Below are 17,512 nucleotides of genomic sequence, written 5' to 3'. Positions count from 1 at the left end.
TATAGACAGAAAGGATGTTTTTTGTCATGCCTTAGTTCAATTTCAAATGTAGGTGTTTTTTTTAAATTTAATTCTAGGCTTACTAAAAATTGAAAAATTCTTTTAGATTTCTTAACTTTTTGTCAGTAGTTGTGAAATGTTTTTTAAAAACATCTTTAATTTCTTACGTTTAAGAGAGGTTTTGTTCTTGAAACTGGCTTTTTGTTTACTAAAAACTAAAAAGTTGTTACTAATTAACCTTTTTTTAAGATATATTTAAAAACATCGACGAAATGTATCAAAAGAACGATTAAGTTTGTTTAAAATTATTTTTATGAGGTATTTATTTATATTTATCACGATTCCTTTTTATGGGCAAATTTTGCACCATCAAATGCTTTCCTCACAAGGATTGACCACAAAAACTTCCGATGGCTACATTATAAGCCAAACAATAGGTCAACAAAGTGCCATTGGTAATTCAAATAGTAATACTGTAGTTATTCAGGGGTTTCAGCAAAGCCTTTGGAGTACTTATATCGCTTCCAATGAGAAAACTGAAGTTTCTATCCAAACTTATCCTAATCCGTTTTCGGAAACGGTTAATTTTCAATTTTCACAATTGATGCCAAATCAAATAACGGTGTATGTGTTTGACATCAGTGGGCGTTTGGTTTTTGAAAAAAAAGAGACAATAGACAATTCTATTTTGACAATTAATTTAGCCAACCTACCCCAATCAGAATATTTAGTCCGACTACAAGCCACAAATTTCAATTATTACACTAAAATTATTAAACTATGATAAAAAACTACTTACTACTTATTTTTCTATTGTCATCTGCAAGCATCTTTTCTCAGGAAATTTATTTTACTACAGGTAAAAATTACACAAAGTACCTTTATAAAGATGCTAATCTTCAGGTAAATCCAAATATCCAGAGTGGAACTGGAAATTTTTATGAAATTGGTTTTACAAAACCTTTGATAAACAAAAAAATATTGTATTCATTAGGACTTTCCTTAAATGATTATAACGCAATAGGAGGGAACTCAGCGAATTCTTATCGATGGGATACGCAGTATCTTGGTTTACAAGGTGGTTTGATGTATCAATTTTATTCTTATAAAACCAATTCAAAAAACAGTATTGATTTTTTGGTTAAAACAGCTCTAAATGCTTCTTCTCTAATTTATGGGAAACAAGAAGTAAATGGTATTTATTATGATTTAATGCATCAAAAAGAATTTTCGGGAATTATCTTAGAATCTTCGGCTGGTTTAATGGTAAAATATAATATTCCTTCATTTGGAGGTTTAAGTCTTGGATATGATTTTTGTCAGAGTATAAATATTACCAATTCTTTAAAGGAAAAATTATCATTCAGGACGAATCAATTAGAATTAGGAGTTCATTTCAACATTAATTAAAAGCGATATGAAAAAAATAGTTATACTTTTTATACTTTTTGTAGCAACTAAGACTTTTGCTCAAACGAATGGGATAAGCTATCAAGCTATAATTTTAAATCCTAAAGGCGAACAATTACCGGGGGTAAATAATGTCAGTAGCCCCGTTGTCAATAAGGATATCTGTATGGTATTTAAATTTGTTGATGAATTTTCGAATATAGAATACCAGGAAACGGTGCAAATAAAAACAGACGGTTTTGGGATGGTCAATTTAGTTATTGGTAAAGGGACACAAACTGCAGGATATGCAGCTTCTTTTAAGTCTATTGTTTGGAGTTCTTCAAAGAAAAGTTTAATTGTTGGAATTAATATCAATGGAAATTGTACTACTTATACTGAGATTAGCAGTCAGGAATTTAGTTATGCTCCACTGGCTTTTTCGGCAATAAGTGCTGAAAATGTGACTGGTGTTGTCGCTATAGAAAATGGAGGTACTAATGCTATTACCGTTTTAGGAGCCAGAACTAATTTACAAATAAACAATGTAGATAATACAACAGATTTAAATAAACCGATAAGTACGGCTACACAAACAGCATTAAATTTAAAAGAAAATGCAGCAAACAAAAGTACTAATGTTACAACCGACGGAACTTCAGATACTAAATATCCAAGTGTAAAATCGGTAAAAACCTATGTAGATGCAAGCGCTACATTGTCTTCAACGGCTTTGACTAACGAAATAACCCGCGCTACAACTGCGGAAAATACTATTGCTGCTAATTTGGTTACGGAAACCAATAATCGCACTGCTGCAAATAATACTTTAACAACCAACTTAGCTACTGAAGTAGCCAACAGAACAGCTGCAGATAATACGTTAACTACAAATTTAAGCACTGAAACTGCTACAAGAACTTCTGCTGATGCTACTTTGACAACTAACTTAGCTACTGAAGTAACCAATAGAACAGCTGCAAATAATACGTTAACTACAAACTTAAGTACAGAAACTGCTGCAAGAACTTCCGCTGATGCTACTTTGACAACTAACTTAGCTACTGAAGTAACGAACAGAACAGCTGCAGACTTACTGAAAGAAGACTTGGCAAACAAAAGCATTAATGTTACAACCGATGGAACTTCAGATACTAAATATCCAAGTGTAAAATCGGTAAAAACCTATGTAGATACCAATGCAGCATCTGCTTCAACAGCTTTGGCTAATGAAGTAACTCGTGCTACAGCTGCAGAAAATACAATTGCTACCAATTTAACTGCTGAAACTTCGGCAAGAACTTCAGCTGATGCAACTTTGACAACTAACTTAGCTACTGAAGTAACCAATAGAACAGCTGCAAATAATACGTTAACTACAAACTTAAGCACTGAAACTGCTGCAAGAACTTCCGCTGATGCTACTTTGACAGCCAACTTAGCTACTGAAGTAACAAACAGAACAGCTGCAGACTTATTGAAAGAAGATTTGGCTAACAAAAGCACTAATGTTACAACTGACGGAACTTCAGATACTAAATATCCAAGTGTAAAATCGGTAAAAACCTATGTAGATACCAATGCAGCATCTGCTTCAACAGCTTTGGCTAATGAAGTAACTCGTGCTACAGCTGCAGAAAACACGATTGCTACTAACTTAACAACAGAAACTTCGGCAAGAACTTCAGCTGATGCTACTTTGACAGCTAACTTAGCTACCGAAGTAACAAACAGAACAGCCGCCGACTTATTGAAAGAAGATTTGGCAAACAAAAGCACTAATGTTACAACCGACGGAACTTCAGATACTAAATATCCAAGTGTAAAATCGGTGAAAACCTATGTTGATGCTAGTACTGCATCTGCCACAACAGCTTTAGCTAATGAAGTAACTCGTGCTACAGCTGCAGAAAATACAATTGCTACTAATTTAACTGCTGAAACTTCGGCAAGAACTTCCGCTGATGCTACTTTGACAACCAACTTAGCTACTGAAGTAACTAACAGAACAGCCGCCGACTTACTGAAAGAAGACTTGGCTAACAAAAGTACTAATGTTACAACTGACGGAACTTCAGATACTAAATATCCAAGTGTAAAATCGGTAAAAACCTATGTAGATACCAATGCTGCATCTGCTTCAACAGCTTTGGCTAATGAAGTAACTCGTGCTACAGCTGCTGAAAACACGGTTGCTGCTAATTTGGCAACTGAAACTGCTGCAAGAACTTCCGCTGATGCTACTTTGACAGCCAACTTAGCTACTGAAGTAACGAACAGAACAGCTGCAGACTTACTGAAAGAAGACTTGGCAAACAAAAGCACTAATGTTACAACTGACGGAGCTTCAGATACGAAATACCCAAGTGTGAAATCGGTAAAAACGTATGTTGACGCGACATCTTCCACAGGTTCAACAGCGTTAGCCGCAGAAGTTACAAGAGCTACGAATGTTGAAAACACATTAACCACAGATTTAGCTACCGAAGTAACTCGTGCCACCACAGCAGAAGGGACAAAAGAAGCTTTGGCAAATAAAAGTACCGATGTGACTACGGATGGCGCTTCAGACACGAAATACCCAAGTGTTAAATCGGTAAAAACGTATGTAGATAATAGTATCGCTACAAACGCTACTCCTGATGCCACTACATTGATAAAGGGTAAAGTACAACTAGCAGGGGACTTAACAGGAACTGCAAACTCACCAACAATTGCGTCAGGAGCTATAGACAATAGCAAAGTTTCTGCAACTGCAGGTATTGTAGATACTAAGTTGGCTACCATATCAACTGCTGGAAAGGTGTCTAACTCAGCGACTACAGCCACTTCCGCCAACACGGCAAGTGCTATTGTTGCAAGAGATGCTTCCGGCAATTTTTCTGCTGGGGCAATTACCGGTACATCTTTAATCAAGTCCGGAGGTACTTCTTCCCAATTTTTAAAAGCGGACGGTAGTGTTGATTCTAGTACTTATTTAACAAGTGCAGTGACAACTTTAGATGGCCTTAGCGATTCTAAAAGTGGAGGCGCAAACTTTTCAAACAGTTTACTGATAGGTCACCGAACTACAGGTGTACTGAGTAGTGCAGATAGAAATATAGGTATTGGTTTTGGTGCATTATCCTCAATTACGCAAGGAGATGATAATATTGCTGTTGGATATCAAGCATTAACCAGTAATGCAACAGGTAATCAAAACATTGCTATTGGGCGACAATCTATGTTGGGTAATGTAACTGGATCTAGTAATACCGCAGTTGGATTGGAAACATTAGAATCAAATTCTACTGGTCATCACAATGCTGCCTTTGGTCATCTTACTATGATAAGTAACAGTACTGGTTATCAAAATGCTGCTTATGGGCAGGAAGCCTTGAAATTGAATGATACCGGAAATAAAAATACGGCGATGGGAGCAGAATCTTTATACAACAACAGCCAGGGTAATTTTAACATTGCCGTTGGATTTGGAGCTATGGGGTCTAATACCACGGGGAGTAATAATACCGCAGTGGGTTACAATGCCGACGTTTCAAGTTCTGCTTTAACCAATGCGACAGCAATAGGTAATGGTGCCATAGTTACGGCGAGCAATAAAATACAGTTGGGTAATGGAAGTGTAACTTCAGTAAATACCAGTGCAGCGATTACAGCTGCTTCCTATATTAAATCAGGAGGCACCTCTTCTCAATTTTTAAAAGCGGATGGAAGTGTTGATTCAAACACATATGTAAGTAGTGCGAGTGTAGCATCAACGTATTTGCCATTGGCAGGTGGAACATTGACAGGAGGATTAACCGGCACAACAGCTACTTTATCCGGTAATACAGCAATTGGTGGAACATTGAATGTAACGGGTAATCTTACTGCATCGGGTACTGCAAATACTGTTGGTACTATTACCAGTGGTATATGGAATGCTGGAGCCGTTACTTCAAGTGGGGCAATAACGGGTACTTCCATTGTTAAATCCGGAGGTACATCTTCCCAATTTTTAAAAGCGGACGGTAGTGTTGATTCTAGTACTTACTTAACAAGTGCAGTAACAACTTTAGACGGCCTTAGCGATTCTAAAAGTGGAGGAGCTAATTTTTCAAACAGTTTACTGATAGGTCACCGGACTACAGGTGTACTGAGTAGTGCAGATAGAAATATAGGTATTGGTACAGGAGCACTAACTTCCATTACATCGGGGGATGATAATATTGCTGTTGGATATCAGGCATTAACGAGTAATTCTACAGGTAATCAAAACATTTCTATCGGACGACAATCGATGTTGGGTAATGTTACAGGATCAAGTAATACGGCTGTTGGTTTAGAAACATTAGAATCCAATTCAACTGGTCATCACAATGCTGCCTTTGGTCATTTAACGATGATAAATAATACTACTGGTTATCAAAATGCCGCTTATGGGCAGGAAGCTTTGGCTGAAAATACTATTGGGAACTATAATACGGCGATGGGAGCAGAGTCTTTATTAAACAACAGCCAGGGTAATCTTAACGTTGCAGTTGGATTTGGAGCTATGGGTTCTAATACCACGGGAAGTAACAATACCGCTGTTGGTTACAATGCTGATGTTTCAAGTGATGCTTTAACTAATGCCACATCGATTGGTAATGGAGCTGTTGTAAATGCTAGTAATAAAATTCAATTAGGTAACACCAACGTAACTTCAGTAAATACAAGTGCTGCAATTACGGCTGCTTCCTACATAAAATCAGGAGGAACCTCTTCTCAATTTTTAAAAGCGGATGGTAGTGTAGATGCAACCTCATATTTAGTTAGAGAAGTTGCTGATGAATTTACAGCAACAGCTGCTCAAACCAGTTTTACTTTAACGCAGACACCTTCGACAAATAGTAAGGTAAAAATGTATGTGAATGGTATCAGAATAAGTAATACTGCTTATTCAGTGAGTGGCACTACTTTAACTTATATTTCTGCCAACAATGGTGCTTACGCATTGACAGCAGGCGATCGAGTTCAGTTTGACTATTATTATTAACAGGTTATGAGGAACATTAAAAACTATTTACTTATCACTATCGTTTTGTTTATTGCCAATGGTACATTTGCCCAGGGAATAAGCAAATACGGTCAAATCATATCAACAACTACTTCTTACCTGAATAAAAATGGGGGTATTGGTTTTTACGACGGATTGACCCTAACGGGAAATGTTACGATCAGCCCGTTAGGACCGGGTATTAAGTATCAGGGAGGTACTATTGTATATCTCTTTCAGAATGGAGATACTGGTTATGTACCAGGAGAAACGCACGGGCTTATAGCGTCCAATGAAGATGTAGGCTATACTGGTTGGGGTTGCCCCGGAGTGGCAACAAATGCTATAGGGACAGTAATTGGTACCGGAGTTACAAATACTGCAACCATATTAGCTATCTGCAATGCTGCGGGAACACCTGCGAAACTTTGTGATGACTATGCTGGCGGTGGTTACACCGATTGGTATTGGCCAAGTAAAGACGAACTGAACAAAATCTATTTGACTTTGTCTTACTTTACTAATGTTAACGCCTATTTGTACTGGAGCTCTTCAGAAGTTAGTTCTGCTAACGCAATCCGACAGCACATGGCCCCGGGAAATGGCGGACAACCACAGTTTGGTAAAAATTCAAATAGTCATATCAGGGCTATGCGAACATTTTAACTTACGGGTTTATCAAGCGGCACTACTTATTATGTAAGGGCTTATGCCACGAATAATCAAGGAATCTCATATGGAACCGGAGTTAGTTTTACAACACCATGAGTTTTTCGATTAGACCAAGACGAACGGTTAGGCTAATACTGTCTCTGGTCAAAAACGCATTTATCTAACGGGTGATTTGATGAAGGTTTAATAGTCTCTGACAAATGATTTAGTATCAATTACCCTTCCTTAATAATTTCTCTAACCGCTTGTTCATAATTGCGTATACTTTTAGCCTTTTTTATCTTTTTATGGATTTTGTGTGGATTGGAAAAAATTACCGAAAAGTACTCCCATAAATGGTGCATTTTCAATAAAATATGGGTTGCTCCAGATAGTGATTCACTATAACCGGCGTATAAAGTATCGTGGAAATCGCTGAATAATTCCATTTTGTTAGATGGATATTCGGAGCTGTTGTTTTTAATCATGCTCGGTAAAAAGGGATCGGCTATCAAACCGCGACCTATCATCCAATGATCGATAGTAGGAAAGCGTTCCTGCATTTTGTGAAATTGAGCTACCGAGGTAATATCGCCATTGTAGTATAGTTTAAGTTTGGTATTGTCTACACATTGTTGGAAACCGTCTAAATTCACTCCACCATTGTACAATTGTTTTCCAATGCGGGCATGAATCGCCACATTTTTGATGGGATATTGTTCTAACAGCGGTAAAACATCCAGAATTTCTTCGGCGTTGTCATAACCTAAGCGCATTTTCATTGATACAATAATGTCTGATTCGGCATGTACTTTTTCTAAAATTGCATTGATTTTTTCGGTTTGGCAAATCAATCCCGAACCCATTCCTGATTTGGTTACCATGGGATAAGGACAACCCAAATTCCAATTGAGTTCTTTGTACCCTAATTCCTGAACATACTTGGAAACAAATAAAAATTCCTCAGCATCATTGGTGATGATTTGTGGAATGACTTCTAATCCTTCATTATTTTCAGGAAGTAAGTCACGTTGATAAGACGATTTTACAACTAGTTTTCCATTTAAACGGATGTAAGGTGAATAAAAAGTATCAATCCCTCCAAAATATTTATTTTGGGCATTTCTAAAACGAAAATCAGTAAATCCTTGAAGAGGTGAAGAAAGAAGGGTGTAGCTCATGAAAAAAATAATTGTGCAAATATAATCAATACAAACTACAACTGTATCAAACAAAAAAAAGACTTTCGTGAGAAAGTCTTTTTTACTATTTAATTTTTGAATTGAATTATACTTTTCCTAACGTATACAATTGTTCCATTGTAGGTGTTATACTTCCGCCAGCTGGTTCTAATGTGATACCAAATGCCTGAGCGTCTCCAGTATTATTGACTGCAAAAAAGCGTTGGTCATTTTTATCAAAGTTATCCAGCAATCCGATACTTGTAGGAGTCAATGGATTTAATTTTAAAGCCCAAACCTGATACACCATGCCTTTAGGAGGTTGCGGTAATCCGGAAGCATCAACATATACTTTTTGAGTTTCTTTGTTCCAATATATTTTTGCTGAAGATTCTGGAGCTACAGTTTGACCCGCAAGAGCAACTACAGTATTTTTTTCGTCTTTTATAACGGCTAAATTAGTTTCGATGGCTGCTTTTTTAAGTGCTAATTCATTCAGTTCTTTTTCTACTTTAGCTTTTTCATTTGTCGCATTTACCACTTGATTATTGGTTTGTTCCAATTGATTGTATTGGAATCCAATACCAACTAATAATAGTATTGCCGCAGCCCAGCCAATGAATTGAGACCAATTTCTCTTAGGAGCCATTGGGATTACTTCAGCTGCTTTTAAATCTAGTTTTTCTTTTATTTTAGCGTAATTTTCTGCAGATTGAAATGGAGAAAAACTGGAAGACAATGCTACAATTGATTTCTCAATTGCTAAAATTTCAGCATTAATTTCGGGGTGTTTTTTAGCCATTGCTGCTACTTCTTCGCTTTCGGTCTCAGTTAATGAGCCGTAAACGTAAAGTTCTAATATGCCTGATTCTATATATTCTTTCGTTTCCATTGTACTATACTTTCAAATAGTTTCTTAAATCATTAATACAGTTTCTGTTGTGCGTTTTTACTGTTCCTAAAGGAATTTCCAGTTCTTCCGCAGCTTCTTGTTGGGTATAGCCTTTAAAAAATAATAAATCTATTATTTGGATACATTTAGGTTTTAATCTTTTAATAAATTCTTGCATTCCTATTCCATCAACCTTGTTCGTCAGTTTGTTACTGTCTTCTAATAGATTTACGAAATTATCTGTAGAAAGGTTTTTTTGACTGTTGTTAAAGTTTTTAGAACGTAATTTATCAATAGATGTATTACGGGCAATATTGAGTATCCAAGTGTAAAAACGACCTTTACTCTCGTTATAACTGTCTAAGTTTTTCCAGATTTTTACAAATACTTCCTGCAGAACATCTTCTGCTTCTTCCGTATTTTTAATGAGAACACTAATCACCGAAAATAAACTTTTAGCATACATATCATAAAGATGTGTAAAGGCTTTTTCGTCCTTTCTGTAGATTAAAACTAATAATTCGTCCTGGCTCATAGTTTTTATTTTTGCTATACAAACTTATACAAACTTATTTAGAAATGGATATCTTTTCATAAATTCATAAATAAAAATCTTATTTTTCATTTGGATAACTACTAACTAGAATGAAAACTGTTCTTGTTTTTTATCGCAATGAAAATGAAATATTTTAATTAGATACAGGATACTACTTATACCCCGACATTTTATATTTGGCAATTGTAAAATTATATAACAACCAACCCAATAGTATAGTTTTTTATGAAGCGCATTTTTACACTACTTACTGTTCTTATAGTTTTTTGTTCTTTCTCGCAAACGCAAAAAGGTATTGTAATAGATGGTTATGGAAATGCAGTTGAAAATGCTTTTATTATCAATCCTAGTACTGAATCTCATTCGCATACGGATGATTCAGGTGCTTTTATAATTGAAAAAACCAATGTAGGTGATGTTTTGAGAATTACCGCTTTAGGTTTTAAAATAAAAAGTTATAAAGTCAGTAATGAGGAAAATAAGATTGTTCTGGAAGATGGTGTGTTGAAATTAAATGATGTTGTAATTCAGCACAAACTTTCGGCAATGAATCTAATTTCAAAAATAGATTTGCAAACTTCGCCAGTGAATACTTCTCAGGAAATTTTGCAAAAAGTACCGGGATTATTCATAGGACAACATGCCGGTGGAGGAAAAAGCGAACAGATGTTTTTGAGAGGTTTTGATATTGATCATGGTACTGATGTTGCCATTTCAGTTGATGGAATGCCTGTAAATTTGGTTTCTCATGCACATGGTCAGGGCTATGCCGATTTACATTTTGTGATTCCTGAAACAGTTGATAAAATTGATTATGGTAAAGGAACTTATTATGCCAATAAAGGAGATTTTGCTACAGCTGGATATGTAGGTTTTCAGACTAAAGAAAAATTAGATAATAGTAGCATTAGCATCGAAGCAGGACAATTTAACATGAAACGAGCCGTAGGGATGTTTAATCTTTTGGACAATGCCAAAAATCAAAGAGCGTACATTGCCACAGAGTATTTTTTGACCGATGGACCTTTCGAATCGCCTCAAAATTTCAACCGTTTTAATTTGTTAGGAAAATATACGTATTTATTGGGACTCAATAGTAAATTTTCAATTTCTGCCTCTCATTTTTCAAGTAAGTGGGATGCTTCAGGGCAAATTCCTCAGCGATTAGTGGATAATGGTATTATTTCCAGATTTGGAGCAGTTGACGATACTGAAGGTGGAAATACTTCGAGAACTAATATTATAGCTTCTTTGAATAAGCCAATAGACAAAAACACCTTTGTAAAAATCAATACTTTTTTTAGCAAGTACGCACTTGAATTGTATTCTAATTTTACTTTTTTCTTAAAAGATCCTGTTAATGGAAACCAAATCAGGCAAAAAGAAAACAGAACGCTTTATGGGATGAGTGCCGAAATAAATAAAAAAATAAAGAATGATGTTTGGGATATTAATTATCAGGCTGGAATTGGTTTTAGAGCTGATGCAACAAAAGACAGTGAATTGTCTCATACTTTGAATCGAAAAACCACACTGGAAAATATTAAACTAGGGGATATCGATGAAAATAATAATTATGGGTACTTCAATTCAGAATTTATCTTCGGGAAATTAATGATTAATCCGGGACTGCGTTTCGATTATTTTAAATTCAATTATCAGGATAAATTAAGTGAAACCTATACAAACCAATCGGAGAGTGAAGTGAAATTCTCTCCAAAATTGAATTTCATCTATTCTCAAAACAACAATTTGCAATTTTTTGTAAAATCAGGAATGGGATTTCACTCTAATGATGTCCGTGTAGTTGTTCAGGATAATACTAAGAAAATCTTGCCAACAGCCATGGGCGCTGATATAGGAACGATTTGGAAACCTTCTCATAACCTGATTATTAATTCAGTTTTGTGGTACATGTACTTGCAGCAAGAGTTTGTGTATTCAGGTGATGGGGGAATTATGGAGCCAAGTGGAAGAACAAAACGCATGGGAGCCGATTTTGGTATTCGCTACCATTTAAATGAGATTTTATATATTTATTTGGATGCCAATTATACTTTTGCCAGAAGTATGGATGAAGTTAGAGGTGAAGATTACATTCCGTTAGCGCCTGATTTTACTACTACAGGAGGAATCAGTTTTCAAAATTGGCATCAATTTTCAGGAGGAATACGGTATCGTTATTTAAAAAGCCGTCCTGCTAATGAAGACAATTCTATTGTTGCCGAGGGTTACTTTGTGACCGATATGAATTTAAACTATGATTTCAAGAATTTTACTTTTGGTGTAGCCATCCAAAATTTATTTAATACCGAATGGAACGAAACCCAGTTTGCCACCGAATCCAGATTGAAAGATGAGCCAAATTCTGTTGATGAAATCCATTTTACTCCCGGAACACCTTTTAATTTAAAAGCTAAAATTGCGTATCGATTTTAAAAGTAAAGTGCTTTTTGTTGGGTTTTATTTAACCTTTGTTGAATCAAAATTAGTTATTGAAAAGAATGGCACAGAAATTGAATTTGATTAATTTTAGAAAAAAATATAGCTATATGAAAAAATTATTATTTACGGCCTGTGCCGCCTTATTGTTCTTTAGTGGATTTACTCAGGCACAAAGTAAAAAAAGCGATAAAATCAAAAAAGAAAAAACAGTGGATACACAAAGTATTTATCAATTTAAAGTAGAAGATTTATACGGGGAAAAATTTGACTTTTCGACTCTAAAAGGAAAGAAAGTGTTGATTGTAAATACGGCTTCCAAATGTGGCTATACACCACAGTACGAGCAACTGGAGGCAATTTATAAAGAATACAAAAGCAAAGGTTTTACAGTTATAGGTTTTCCTGCCAATAATTTCAATTCTCAGGAACCGGGAACAAATAAAGACATTGAGACTTTTTGTAAATTAAACTACGGAGTAACTTTTCCAATGATGGGTAAAATCTCGGTAAAAGGAGCCGATATGAGTCCGATTTATCAATTTTTAACTCAAAAAGAGAAAAATGGAGTGAAAGATTCGGAAGTAAAATGGAATTTCCAAAAGTATCTTATTGATGAAAAAGGACATTTGGTAGAAGTATATTTTTCTAAAACCAAACCTGATGCCCCGGAAATTGTAAACTGGATCAAACAATAAATAATACATTGTTTTTTAGAAAAAGCGATTTTTAAACTTAGTTTAGAAATCGCTTTTTTTATCTAAAAACGAAATGAATTCAAGTATAATATTATGTTTTTGGTATAAATTATTTATGTTATAAGTGTAAATTTTTATATTAAAGTAAGGGCATCTTTGTATCTTTGTTTTCTTTTGAAATAAAAACAATGATTTACCCCAAAATACCTTTAGCGCAAAGCATTATTCAGATTTGTCAAGCCAAAGGAATCCTTGATATCGTAATTTCTCCAGGTTCCAGAAATGCACCCTTAACTATTGGTTTTGCCTCTAATCCTAATTTTAAATGTTACAGTATTGCTGACGAACGATGTGCAGCTTTTTTTGCTTTGGGAATAGCCCAACAAATTAAGCGTCCCGTAGCGGTAGTTTGTACTTCCGGCTCGGCTTTGTTGAATTATTATCCCGCCTTTGCGGAAGCTTTTTACAGTCAAATTCCTTTGATTGTTATTTCGGCTGATAGACCACAAAGCAAGATTGATATTGGTGATGGGCAAACCATTCGTCAGGAAAATGTTTTTGCAAATCATTCTCTTTACAATGCTAATTTAACCGAAGAAGCTTCAAAAACAAACGATCATAAAATCAACGAAGCCATTGATGCCGCTTTTCATAAAAAAGGACCAGTACATATTAACGCTCCTTTTGAAGAGCCTTTGTATGAAACGGTTACGGAGCTTTCTGTAGCTGCGATGGTTCATAATTTTGCCAGTTTAAATCCAATACCTCCGTTGGAGGATTTGACTGCTTTTGCAGCTATTTGGAATAAATCGAATAAGAAATTAGTATTGGTAGGAGTGAATGATCCTAATGCGATTTCGGATGCAACCATTGAGGCTTTAGCCAAAGACGAATCGGTTGTGGTGATGACGGAGACTACTTCCAACTTGTATCATCCAAGTTTTATTTCGAATATTGATACTATAATTACGCCATTTAACAACGAAGATTTTGAAGATTTCTGCCCGGAAATTTTGGTCACTTTTGGCGGAATGATTGTTTCTAAGCGTGTCAAAGCCTTTTTACGTAAATACAAACCAAAACACCATTGGCATATTGATTCTTTGCGTGCTTATGATACTTTTGGCATATTAACAAAGCATTTCGAACTGAATCCCAATACATTTTTTGAAGCATTTTCACCTTTAACTATTGCTGTAAAAAGTGATTATTTTGAAAAAATGAATCAGATTAAAGAAATTCGAAAAGAGAAACAAGCAGCTTATTTAGCTAAAACTCCTTTTTCTGATTTTGTAGTTTTTGATGCAGTAATTAAAAGTTTGCCTTCGGATAGCCAATTGCAAATTAGTAATAGTGCAGCCATTCGCTATGCACAGTTAATAGATGTCAATCCTACTATTGAAGTATTTTGCAATCGAGGAACAAGTGGAATTGACGGCAGTACTTCAACGGCTATTGGGGCTGCTGTGGCCAATAATAAATCAACCGTTTTTATTACCGGCGATGTGAGTTTTCTTTATGATAGTAATGCGTTGTGGAATAATTATGTCCCAAATAATTTTAAAATTATTATCATAAACAATGCAGGCGGTGGTATCTTCAGAATTTTACCAGGTCACGATGAAACAGAAGTTTTTAATACTTTTTTCGAAACTTCACATGGCTTAACAGCCGAACATTTGGCTAAAATGTATGGTTTTGAATATAACACTGCTACTAATGAAACTAGTTTGGAAAATGGTTTAAAGCAATTGTATGCACAAAATAATCAAGCGTCTATTTTAGAAGTTTTTACGCCTACATTAGAAAACAATTGTGTTTTATTACAGTTTTTTAAGGAGTTGGTCTGATTTTGGAATAAAAAAATATTGAAATCAGGAAGAGTTTGCCTTAATTTGTTTTCTTTCTGATGAAAATAGAAAATAATAGTTATACATCAAAAGTCAGTTGTTTACTGGCTTTTGGTGTTTTAATATGTATGTTCATCCTGATAAAACAGAAATGAAAGTACGGCTAGTGAAGAGGAGTGATTAATGAAGTTCTTTTTAAAAAATAAAATACAGGACAGTACAGGTTAGTTAATTAGTTTTATGTATATATTTTAGTAAAATTTAACTTACCTATATTTTTGGTTCAGGATTGTTTTGCAATGTTTTATGCAACATTGAGAAGTAATGAAAGTAAAGTTTTATAAAGTAGTTTAATATAAATTCAAATTTTGTATGGTTACAGATTTTATTATAAATAAAAAGTTTAGCTTAGTTTGCTTATTTTGGTTCGTAGTATCAATTGGTTTTTTACAGGCTCAAGACAAAAAAACGCCTACTGATGTTGAAAAAGTATATCTTCACACTGACAAATCAATCTATTTTATTGGCGAAGATTTATGGTACAAAGCTTATAATGTACGTGCCTACAACAATTTGCTTTTTGATAATAGCAATATATTATATGTAGAATTAATTTCGCCCGATTCTAAAATAATTACCCGAAATAAGACCAATATAGAAATGGGTTTGGGCTCTGGTGATTTTCAGTTAACTGATTCCCTTGGCGTAAAACCGGGAGTTTACCAGTTACGGGCTTATACCAATTGGAATAGAAATTTTGGTGATGATTTTGTATTCAAAAAGAATATTGAAATTATCGATGCTTTTGAATCAAATTCTAAAACTAATAAAACAGAAAACGTTACTGTAGAAATGAAAACTACGGTATATGAAACTAGTAAACAAAATACGTTTACGGTTGATTTTTTCCCAGAAGGGGGTTCGCTTTTAGAAAATGTAGCCAGTGTTGTAGGTTTTAAAGCAGTTGACAGTAATGGAAAACCAATAAATGTTAAGGGGGATATTTACGATTCCGATAACGAATTGGTTACCTCTTTTTTAAGTCCTCATGATGGTATGGGGAAATTTCAAATTATGCCAATTGAAGGAAAAAATTATTACGCAAAAATTAAACTCCTATCAGGGGAAGAATTACGAGTTGAACTTCCAAAAGTGGCTAAACAAGGCTATTTGTTGAGTTTTAGGACTTTCAAAGGTAAAAATATTATAAGTATTAATACTAACCAAGCAACTTTGGTACAAAATCCTAATGCGGCACTAACGGTTGTTTGCAAAGCAAAAGGGATTTCCTATTTAGAAAGCACACAAACACTTACTGAAACAGCATTGGCTTTTGAATTAGCAAAAGATAAAGCTCCAGAAGGTATAAGCCAAATAACGCTTTACGACAGTAATAATAAACCACAAAGCGAGCGCTTGGTTTATATTGAAAAAGAACAAGATTTAGATGTACAGCTATTGACTGACAAAGCAAGCTACAAGCCAAATGAAAAAGCGACCGTAAATGTGAGTTCAAAATCGAAGGCTGGAGTAGCCAAATCGGCTAGTTTTTCATTAAGTGTTACCGATATGAATGGAATACTAGAAGATAAAGATTATGGCACAACCATTAGTTCTTATTTCTTGATGGAATCGGATATTAGAGGTAAAGTACATAATCCAGCCTATTATTTTGATACTAATAATTTAAAACGATTAGAGCACTTAGACGATTTGCTTCTAACTCAAGGTTGGCGTGATTTCGTATGGAAAACAATGCCAAAAGCAAACGATACCATTAGCTATAAAGCAGAAAAAGGAATTACAATAGCGGGTAGGGTGAAGCAACTTTTGGGAGAAAAGGCCTTGGTAAATAATAATATGACATTGGCTTTAATTAATAAAAAGCACATGAATATTTTTAACGCTACTACAGATGCTAATGGAAGTTTTAAATTTGAAAACATAATGTTTTCTGGGAAAACCAACATGTATTTAAATTCCAGAAATGAAAAAGGAAAGTTTAGAGGCGAAATACTAATAGATCCTATTGAACAAGTTCCAGTCCCTATTTCTTTTCAAAATGAACCAATTAATTGGACAGCAACTACAAAAACAATAGTTGAAAATGTTTTTAAGAAATTTACAGCTTTTGGAATAAAGCCTGAAAATGTTTTGAACGAAGTTAAAATTGTTGCTAAAAAGAAAAACCAAGCACCCATATTCTATGGAATTCCAGACAATAGCTATGTTCCAGACGAAAGTGTAGCTATGTTTACCGATATTTTTGATATGATTGTCCAAAAACTTCCAGGAGTCATTTCTGATGGTGACTCCGTTCGTTTTCAGCGTTTTGATGGAGAACCACTTTATTTATTAAATGGTAATACCGCGTTTAAAACGGAAATCGATTTTATTCAGCCTAGTGATGTTGAAAAAATAGATGCAGTAAAAGGAGCATCAGCAACATTGTATTATGGAAATGAAGCTGCTAATGGTATTATTGCGGTTTATACCAAACCTGGGACCAAACCAGCTGAAAAAGGAGGTTTTCATGCTATTAAAAAAGAAATAAACGGCTTTTACACGGCACGTGTTTTTTATTCGCCAAATCCGGAAAAACCTAATTTAGAGTTGGATGAAAAAGCAGCTGTAAGAAATACTCTTTATTGGAATCCGTATGTGCATCCTGATAAAACAGGTAATGTGAGTGTGAATTTTTACAATACCAAGGTGGAAACCAAAGTGAAAGTAGCTTTAGAAGGTATTACCGCAGCTGGAATCCCTGTAGTCAAAAACACTTATTATACGATTAAAAAGCAACAGGATTTAAAATAGTATTTCAGTATTTAAAGAC

General features: G+C 34.8%; 11 protein-coding genes. 8 read left to right on the top strand and 3 right to left on the bottom strand.

The window, feature by feature from the left end; all coding sequences use genetic code 11:
* Positions 1–313 precede the first annotated feature (313 nt).
* Genes GTZ96_RS05190 through GTZ96_RS05175 form a run of 4 tightly spaced genes read left to right on the top strand, consistent with a single transcriptional unit; the run spans position 314 to position 7,072 of the window.
* The gene (locus GTZ96_RS05190; protein WP_161641568.1) at positions 314–784 is read left to right on the top strand and encodes a T9SS type A sorting domain-containing protein; all 471 of its coding nucleotides are present in this window, start codon (positions 314–316) and stop codon (positions 782–784) included.
* Entirely contained in the window at positions 781–1,410 is a 630-nt protein-coding gene (locus GTZ96_RS05185) for a hypothetical protein (protein WP_161641565.1), read from the top strand. The genes GTZ96_RS05190 and GTZ96_RS05185 overlap by 4 nt, the downstream gene beginning before the upstream one ends.
* A 7-nt stretch (positions 1,411–1,417) precedes the next feature.
* Positions 1,418–6,406 carry a beta strand repeat-containing protein gene (locus GTZ96_RS05180; protein WP_161641563.1) on the top strand — a complete coding sequence of 1,663 codons (4,989 nt, stop codon included), beginning with the start codon at positions 1,418–1,420 and terminating at the stop codon, positions 6,404–6,406.
* A 6-nt stretch (positions 6,407–6,412) separates the two neighbouring features.
* Positions 6,413–7,072 (top strand): DUF1566 domain-containing protein, encoded by a 660-nt coding sequence (locus tag GTZ96_RS05175; protein ID WP_161641561.1) that lies wholly within the window; start codon positions 6,413–6,415, stop codon positions 7,070–7,072.
* A gap of 221 nt (positions 7,073–7,293) precedes the next feature.
* Here GTZ96_RS05175 and GTZ96_RS05170 read toward each other — a convergent pair whose 3' ends face one another.
* The 3 genes from GTZ96_RS05170 to GTZ96_RS05160 form a co-directional block, all read right to left on the bottom strand.
* Positions 7,294–8,238: a tRNA dihydrouridine synthase gene (locus tag GTZ96_RS05170; RefSeq protein WP_161641559.1), complete on the bottom strand. Its 945-nt coding sequence runs from the start codon at positions 8,236–8,238 to the stop codon at positions 7,294–7,296.
* A 106-nt stretch (positions 8,239–8,344) separates the two neighbouring features.
* The gene (locus tag GTZ96_RS05165; RefSeq protein WP_161641557.1) at positions 8,345–9,130 is read right to left on the bottom strand and encodes an anti-sigma factor; all 786 of its coding nucleotides are present in this window, start codon (positions 9,128–9,130) and stop codon (positions 8,345–8,347) included.
* Between the two features lie 4 nt (positions 9,131–9,134).
* Positions 9,135–9,665, bottom strand: a complete 531-nt coding sequence (locus GTZ96_RS05160) for an RNA polymerase sigma factor (RefSeq protein ID WP_161641555.1) — start codon at positions 9,663–9,665, stop codon at positions 9,135–9,137.
* 246 nt (positions 9,666–9,911) lie between these two features.
* On the opposite strand from GTZ96_RS05160, the gene GTZ96_RS05155 reads away from it, so the two are divergent.
* The 4 genes from GTZ96_RS05155 to GTZ96_RS05140 all read left to right on the top strand — a co-directional run bounded on the left by GTZ96_RS05155 (position 9,912) and on the right by GTZ96_RS05140 (position 17,493).
* Positions 9,912–12,125 (top strand): TonB-dependent receptor, encoded by a 2,214-nt coding sequence (locus GTZ96_RS05155; protein ID WP_161641553.1) that lies wholly within the window; start codon positions 9,912–9,914, stop codon positions 12,123–12,125.
* Positions 12,126–12,238: 113 nt separating this feature from the next.
* Entirely contained in the window at positions 12,239–12,826 is a 588-nt protein-coding gene (locus GTZ96_RS05150) for a glutathione peroxidase (protein WP_161641551.1), read from the top strand.
* Between the two features lie 188 nt (positions 12,827–13,014).
* On the top strand, positions 13,015–14,676 hold the full coding sequence (gene menD, locus GTZ96_RS05145; RefSeq protein WP_161641549.1) for a 2-succinyl-5-enolpyruvyl-6-hydroxy-3-cyclohexene-1-carboxylic-acid synthase: 1,662 nt from the start codon (positions 13,015–13,017) through the stop codon (positions 14,674–14,676).
* Between the two features lie 372 nt (positions 14,677–15,048).
* Positions 15,049–17,493 (top strand): hypothetical protein, encoded by a 2,445-nt coding sequence (locus GTZ96_RS05140; RefSeq protein WP_161641547.1) that lies wholly within the window; start codon positions 15,049–15,051, stop codon positions 17,491–17,493.
* The last annotated feature ends 19 nt before the right edge of the window (positions 17,494–17,512 follow it).

It is taken from the genome of Flavobacterium undicola, from assembly GCF_009909155.2.
In the GTDB taxonomy this organism is placed as follows: domain Bacteria; phylum Bacteroidota; class Bacteroidia; order Flavobacteriales; family Flavobacteriaceae; genus Flavobacterium; species Flavobacterium undicola.
Note: the sequence above shows the minus strand (reverse complement) of the source record. Positions and strands in the feature narration are given on the sequence as shown.

Coding starts and splice junctions, on each gene's coding strand:
- GTZ96_RS05140 (WP_161641547.1), top strand. CDS start 15,049: ATGGTTACAGATTTTATTATAAATAAAAAGTTTAGCTTAGTTTGCTTA.
- GTZ96_RS05160 (WP_161641555.1), bottom strand. CDS start 9,665: ATGAGCCAGGACGAATTATTAGTTTTAATCTACAGAAAGGACGAAAAA.
- GTZ96_RS05190 (WP_161641568.1), top strand. CDS start 314: ATGAGGTATTTATTTATATTTATCACGATTCCTTTTTATGGGCAAATT.
- menD (WP_161641549.1), top strand. CDS start 13,015: ATGATTTACCCCAAAATACCTTTAGCGCAAAGCATTATTCAGATTTGT.
- GTZ96_RS05185 (WP_161641565.1), top strand. CDS start 781: ATGATAAAAAACTACTTACTACTTATTTTTCTATTGTCATCTGCAAGC.
- GTZ96_RS05175 (WP_161641561.1), top strand. CDS start 6,413: ATGAGGAACATTAAAAACTATTTACTTATCACTATCGTTTTGTTTATT.
- GTZ96_RS05165 (WP_161641557.1), bottom strand. CDS start 9,130: ATGGAAACGAAAGAATATATAGAATCAGGCATATTAGAACTTTACGTT.
- GTZ96_RS05155 (WP_161641553.1), top strand. CDS start 9,912: ATGAAGCGCATTTTTACACTACTTACTGTTCTTATAGTTTTTTGTTCT.
- GTZ96_RS05170 (WP_161641559.1), bottom strand. CDS start 8,238: ATGAGCTACACCCTTCTTTCTTCACCTCTTCAAGGATTTACTGATTTT.
- GTZ96_RS05180 (WP_161641563.1), top strand. CDS start 1,418: ATGAAAAAAATAGTTATACTTTTTATACTTTTTGTAGCAACTAAGACT.
- GTZ96_RS05150 (WP_161641551.1), top strand. CDS start 12,239: ATGAAAAAATTATTATTTACGGCCTGTGCCGCCTTATTGTTCTTTAGT.